The following is a 328-nucleotide window of genomic DNA, read 5'->3' as shown; positions in this document are numbered from 1 at the left end:
TGAAGGGAGGGGAAAAGGGGAAGAAAGGGAAGGGAAAAAAAAGAAAAGAAAAAAGGAGAAAGGAGGAAAAGGAGGAGAAGAGAAAAAAAGGGGAGAGAAGGAAGGGGAAAAAAAAGAAGGAAGGGAAGAAGAAAAGGAGGGAAAAAAAAGAAAAGGGGGAAGGAAGGGGGAAGAGAGAGGGGAAGGGAGGGAGGAGGAAAGGAAGGAGGAAGGGAAAAGGGAGGAGAAAAAGAGGAAAAAGGAGGGGGAGGAGGAGGAGAAGAGGGAGAGGAAAGCCGGGGCGGGGAACAGCAGGGACAGGTTGGCTGCGAAACGCGGCAGGGGGGTC

The 328-nt window shown here is 51.5% G+C and carries 1 protein-coding gene; it reads left to right on the top strand.

Annotation, left to right across the window (positions count from 1 at the left end):
- Window positions 1-328: hypothetical protein (locus tag NR126_RS29210; RefSeq protein ID WP_256832518.1), on the top strand; the 328-nt coding region annotated here is incomplete at both ends.

The organism is Pseudomonas sp. Pse1 (assembly GCF_024519635.1).
In the GTDB taxonomy this organism is placed as follows: Bacteria; Pseudomonadota; Gammaproteobacteria; order Pseudomonadales; family Pseudomonadaceae; genus Aquipseudomonas.
This window is presented reverse-complemented; position numbering and strand designations above follow the sequence as displayed.